At 41.3% G+C, this 5,521-nt stretch carries 4 protein-coding genes and 3 pseudogenes; 2 read left to right on the top strand and 5 right to left on the bottom strand.

Features of this window, described 5'->3' with window-relative positions:
- Nucleotides 1–355: 355 nt before the first annotated feature.
- Nucleotides 356–1,441 carry a glycosyltransferase family 2 protein gene (locus tag QZV86_RS13305; RefSeq protein WP_295629096.1) on the top strand — a complete coding sequence of 362 codons (1,086 nt, stop codon included), beginning with the start codon at nt 356–358 and terminating at the stop codon, nt 1,439–1,441.
- Between the two features lie 239 nt (nt 1,442–1,680).
- Here the strand turns inward: QZV86_RS13305 and QZV86_RS13300 are convergent.
- The 3 pseudogenes from QZV86_RS13300 to tnpA form a co-directional block, all read right to left on the bottom strand.
- Nucleotides 1,681–1,899: pseudogene (locus tag QZV86_RS13300) on the bottom strand (IS3 family transposase); the annotation flags it as partial.
- Nucleotides 1,900–1,937: 38 nt separating this feature from the next.
- A pseudogene (locus QZV86_RS13295) lies at nt 1,938–2,405 on the bottom strand (transposase); the annotation flags it as partial.
- Nucleotides 2,406–2,476: 71 nt separating this feature from the next.
- Nucleotides 2,477–2,737, bottom strand: a pseudogene (gene tnpA, locus QZV86_RS13870) (IS200/IS605 family transposase).
- Nucleotides 2,738–2,861: 124 nt separating this feature from the next.
- Between tnpA and QZV86_RS13290 the strand changes: the two are divergent.
- The gene (locus QZV86_RS13290) at nt 2,862–3,206 is read left to right on the top strand and encodes a hypothetical protein (protein ID WP_295629099.1); all 345 of its coding nucleotides are present in this window, start codon (nt 2,862–2,864) and stop codon (nt 3,204–3,206) included.
- On the opposite strand, the gene QZV86_RS13285 is transcribed toward QZV86_RS13290, so the two are convergent.
- A complete protein-coding gene (locus QZV86_RS13285; protein ID WP_295629093.1) occupies nt 3,203–4,495 on the bottom strand; it encodes a HAMP domain-containing sensor histidine kinase in 1,293 nt (430 codons plus the stop codon). The genes QZV86_RS13290 and QZV86_RS13285 overlap by 4 nt on opposite strands.
- On the bottom strand, nt 4,482–5,165 hold the full coding sequence (locus QZV86_RS13280; RefSeq protein WP_295629091.1) for a response regulator transcription factor: 684 nt from the start codon (nt 5,163–5,165) through the stop codon (nt 4,482–4,484). The genes QZV86_RS13285 and QZV86_RS13280 overlap by 14 nt, the downstream gene beginning before the upstream one ends.
- Nucleotides 5,166–5,521: the final 356 nt, after the last annotated feature.

The raw sequence follows: 5,521 nt of genomic DNA, 5'->3' as shown, positions 1-5,521 counted from the left end.
CTCACACCGCGCTTGACGACAAAACACCAAATGAGTTCTACTTCGATAACCTGCCCGCAATGCAAAAAACAGCGTAGGCATTACCGCGAGATTTCCACTTAAGATATGGAAGAAATTGTCCAATCAAGTGTGGCCACCTCTTCGGTTTCCAGAGACACCGCAGGCGCTTTTCAATTTCCGACGCATAATGCTGAATCCGTATTTGTAATACCACTGGATACAGCCTAACATTATATCGTTCTTATAATGACCCCGATATAAAATCGATCAATGGAAATACCCTAAAAAATAATGCACCAATTCGATTATTTAATGAAACAGAACCATTTAATATACTGTTATTACATCCGAAATAATGTGTAATGAAAATATGGTATCTGTAATAATTGTCAATTACTATTCTGCAGAATTAACAGCACAAGCAGTAATGAGCATATTTGAAGACGATCAATCAGTACAAATCGTCGTAATCGATAACAGTGCAGACGAAAAAGAACATGCCAGACTTAAAACGAAACTACCTCCTCAAGTAGAATGTATTGCATCACTAGATAATATAGGGTTTGGAAGTGCTTGCAACCTTGGACTTGAAAGATGTAAATATGAATACATTTTTTTGCTTAACCCTGATACAAAAATAATCACTGGCTGCATATCAAAATTAAAACAAGCCTTGGTCGCGGATCAGAGGCTTGGCGCTGTTTCACCACAGTCTTTCTTAGATAAAGAATTGAAGTTTTTTTTGCCTCCTGGACAGTTACAAACACCCAAATGGGAGCTTTTAAACACACTTGGTTACAAATGGGAATGGTATGGGAAAAAACGATCACAATGGTTCAGGCGATACAGCCTGTCGGTCATATTATCTCAATCCCCCATAGAGCAAGACATGATTTCTGGCGCTCATCTAATGTTGTCAAAAAAAACGATAGAAAAGCTAGGATATCTATTTGATGAAAATTTTTTCTTATACTACGAAGATACTGATCTCAACTTAAGAATACGAAAACTTGGACTCGGTCTTTCCTTGGTTCCAGAAGCAAAAGCAATTCACTTTTGGCGAAACGACCCAGCAAAAGCAAAATTCGCCACAGAATCTAGGCGGATTTATATGAAAAAGCATTTTCCCAATAGTTGGCTTCTTATACTCAAAAAAATTTTTGATAGCTTAGCTATGGCGCCAATTCGTGATTACATTGATCTAGGTTCAATTTCAGAAACACCACGGTTTAAAGTAGAAGATGAATTGGAAAAACAATGGGTACTCGAAATAAGCCCATATCCTTTTTTTATACCATCAGTCATTAAAGTTGGTTCTGGTAGAGAATGTGTTGTGCCTCATGACATTTTGGAGCTGCTTGGTAGTGGAGAATTCTGGGCAAGAATTGGTAAAGCAAATAAAATTTATCAGGTATATAAATGGTCTTATCGGGACAAGTGATCGGGGTTTTGGAAGATAGTGACAGATTCCACATCCTTTCATTACAAGTCCCAATGGGGCGGTATAACCAAATTGGAAACATTCGGTAATGATAACTTTACTCCCATGGGAATCAGCAATTCCGGGCAGTTGGTTGAGCAATGAGCAGATCCTGGGGAATGCATTTGATCCTAGTATCGGTTCTGACCATGGATTTTTGCTGTCATAATGACCTGGTCAAGTAAAACCGTACAATCCAGTTAAGCGATTTTTTTCAACATTTTTGTTTCTAGCTCATATTGATTCGGACTTTTGTATTCCAAGACTGAATGCAATCGATGGCTGTTATAAAACATGGAAATATAGTGCAGCACATCTTGCTGTGCTGCATAGCGGGTTTGGTAATGCCGCCAGTAGATTCGCTCCTGTTTGAGGCTGCCCAGAAAGCTCTCAGCCACAGCATTGTCGAAACAATCACCAATACGGCGAGCTATAGTCAAATCTGGGGTATAGAGAATCAAGCGGCATTCTGTTTTCGATCCTTTGCTTGTTTAATACCGTTAACACCATTGATTACATCTGCCAATAGATTATAACCTCTTAACCGGAACCATTTTTTCTGTGCGGTTTCCATGAGCTTGAATGCCATCGTCAGTGTTGTTATCCGGCTCCCACAATTTTTTGTTTTGGCAATTCTTAGTCTGACAGTAGCAAATACTGATTCAATCGGATTGGTGGTTCTGATGTGCTGCCAGTTTTCGGCAGGATAATCATAGAAAGCCAACATGGAAGCTTTGTTCTTGGCTAGGCAGTTCATCGTACCCGGATATTTCGGATTGAAACGCTCGATGCAATGGTCAAAGGCTTTGTATGCATCTTCCCGGGTTTCCGCTTGCCAAATATCATGCAAGGCTTCTTTGACTTTGGGTTGCATGGCTTTGGGTAGTTTTTCCAATACATTGGCAGTCTTGTGCATCCGCACCCAAAAGATGCTTCAGCGCCTCTGAAAAATCCCCCGTTGAAATGCCTCTCAGGTAAAGCTAGGGTAAAAACTCCTCAATATTCTTGGATCACTTTGAGCTGATTTTGTATATATTGACGAATAACTTCCTCATTAGCATTACCTATAGTTTCAACAAAATAGCTTTGTGTCCATAACTTTCCTCCCCAAAAATACTTTCTCTATATCTCTGGGCGAATACGAAAAAATTCTCGGGCTGATATACTTTTTATTACTTGTATGACATATACTGGCGAAACCTTCGGATCCGTTCTCACTACCATGTGAATGTGATCTATTGGAATCTCTAGTTCCACAATCTCTATATCGTAGTCATACCCTATCTTTCCAATAATACCCTTCAACTCACTTCTATATGGCTCCCAAATACTTTATGACGATATTTAGGAATCCATACAAAGTGATCACCAACCTGAATACATGATGACTATTTTTCTGCAGCTCCATAAACTGGATAGTCTACAATGGCCTATCGCCATTGTAGACTATCCAGCTCGGGGGCAAGCCCCCAAGATTCTCGCTATGCGGTTAAAAGACGCAAGTATTGGAATTGGCATTAACCTTATCAACGGTTACGTAAGGTTGCAGGCATGTTGCATCCACAAACGTAGATTTAAAGTCACTACTGACTCTAAACACAAACTGCCGATTGCACCTAACCTGCTTAACCGTGAATTTAATCAAACCCCTGCTGATTTCGCTAAAACTTGCATGCAAAAACTTGAGAAAAATGTAGCATTCTCGAAATACTTGCCCGCCCACTAAATCGGATCTAGCTCAGAAGTGAACAACACTGTAAATCGGGAGCCTTGACCTTTCGTACTTTCAAAGGACATCGCCCAACCATAACGCTCACAGATACGTTGAACGATTATCAAACCCAATCCGACTCTATTTGTATCGCCCGAATTGCTTTTTACACAATGCTTAAGTAATTGAATTTGCGTATGCGCATCGATACCAATGCCCGTGTCTAGGACTGTTAGCTGATTGGGTTCTAATGATATCGTAATAGAACCACGCTCGGTATATCGGAATGCATTTCGCACCAGATTGGCAACCAGAACACTGAGGATTCCTGAAGGTGCCGACACTTCTAATTGTGCTTTTGCCTCGATCTTTACTTCGACCGGTTTATCGCCTAACCATACACGTTGTTGTTCAATGGTTTTACGGACAATTAGTTCCATCTCACAAGTATCATAGTATTTGGTTGATTCATTATTGATTTGAGCCAATATTAAAAAAGTCTCGATCAATTCAGTCATCTCACCGACCGCACGTTGAATACGCTGAATTCGAGCATATTCTATGGCAGATAAATCCGTTTTCGTGGCCAAAACTTCTGCGGCCAAACTTATGCTGGTAACCGGTGTTCGCAATTCATGACTGACATTGCTTGCAAATTCTTTTTCGCGAATCAATAGATGTTGCAATTGCTCGTGGTAGTGCTGTAATTTGCGAGCTAAAACACCTATCTCATCGTCACTGAATTCTGATAAATCCAGGGACTCACCTGGTAGATTCTTGAATGCTGTGACTTGGTTAGCGAGCTGTCGAATAGGACGAATAACTCGCTGCGCCACCCCCCAACCAATAATGAACGCAATTATCAAGGTTGCAATCGAACACAACCAAACCAGACGAATGAAATCACGTTCACGCTTGTGGATGCTAGTATCGTCAAATTGCACGGTGTAACGGATACCGTCGATATGTTTGACAAGAATGCGGTAATTTCGATTATCATACATTATATCGTGTATACCCTGTTGCAGGTCGCGCACATGTTCTGGCATGTTTGTTATTTCATCGAGTAACGCCGTGTAAATGATGATCGTTGAATGCGAATGAGAAGATTTAGGCATTTGTGCAGTACTTTCAATCTGCAGTCGAAATTCCATAAGCTCAGCATATAGTATGTCATCAAGTACGCTTTCTTCGATTGATTTCAATGCAACAACCAAGCTCAATCCCAGTATAAGAGTTAACGTGGCCCCAAATAATAAAAATGCAAAAGTGATTCGTCGGCTGAGGTGTTTAGTCGTCTGCATTCTTGTCTGTGAGTTTGTACCCAAAACCGCGCACAGTGCGTAAAAGCGGTTTATCAAACGGTTTATCAATAGCTTGGCGCAGATTGGAGATGTGAGTACGCAAGGCATCGCTATCGGGCGGATCGTCCTGCCAAACTGCGTAATCGAGATCTTCTCGTTTGATGACACGGTGTGGGTTTTGCATCAAAAACATCAGCAACCGAAATAGCGTTGGATTAAGGTTAATGTGCTTGCCTGCTCGATATATTTCGTGAGTGTCCACATCAAGCGAGAGATCTCCAACCAGCAATCGTGAAGTCGGCATACGACTGATTCGTTCGGACAATACTTTAACGCGCGCTGCTAGTTCTTTCAGAGAAAAAGGCTTTACCACATAGTCGTCTGCGCCTGATTTGAAGCCCTCTAATTTACTCTCGAGCGAATCTCTGGCGGTTAGCATCAGCACCGGTACTGACTGCTGTGCCTCTTGGCGAAGCCGACGGCAGAGGTCGGCACCTTCGATGCCCGGCAAACCTAAGTCCAATATGACAACATCATAGTCATTTGTGACTGCCAGATGCAAGCCCGTCACACCATCACCAGCTGCATCTATTGTATAACCTAACCCTTCTAAGTAATCACTAATGCTGGCAGAGATATCTTGGTTGTCCTCTATGATAAGTACTTTCATGAAGCGTTCCTGTTCCTAACTGAGATAAAAAAAACAAAACAAGAATCTCGAGACCGATAATTCATGCAGGGTCAAAATGGAATATCGATTGGGTATAATAGATCTTACATGGTTTGCTTTTATTTTATCATTGTACTCGGGATTGGTTAAAGTCTAGCCAAGACAGTGTTAAGATAACATTAAACAAATGATTAGTATGGTCAGTCTAGAGAAGGAAATGGTGTTCTCGTTTATTTTACTTGCGCTGATTGCGCTGTTGAGGCTGATCGCGTAGCCACACCGCAGGTGGATAGATCGTACGTGGAGCTATAGTCAAATCTGGTGTATGAGAATCAAGCGACCTGCTGTTTTTGATC

The organism is uncultured Nitrosomonas sp. (genome assembly GCF_902826915.1).
In the GTDB taxonomy this organism is placed as follows: domain Bacteria; phylum Pseudomonadota; class Gammaproteobacteria; order Burkholderiales; family Nitrosomonadaceae; genus Nitrosomonas.
The sequence above is the reverse complement of the archived record's forward strand: the minus strand, read 5'-3'. Positions and strand labels throughout refer to the sequence as shown.

Coding starts and splice junctions, on each gene's coding strand:
- QZV86_RS13290 (WP_295629099.1), top strand. CDS start 2,862: ATGATGACTATTTTTCTGCAGCTCCATAAACTGGATAGTCTACAATGG.
- QZV86_RS13285 (WP_295629093.1), bottom strand. CDS start 4,495: ATGCAGACGACTAAACACCTCAGCCGACGAATCACTTTTGCATTTTTA.
- QZV86_RS13305 (WP_295629096.1), top strand. CDS start 356: ATGTGTAATGAAAATATGGTATCTGTAATAATTGTCAATTACTATTCT.
- QZV86_RS13280 (WP_295629091.1), bottom strand. CDS start 5,165: ATGAAAGTACTTATCATAGAGGACAACCAAGATATCTCTGCCAGCATT.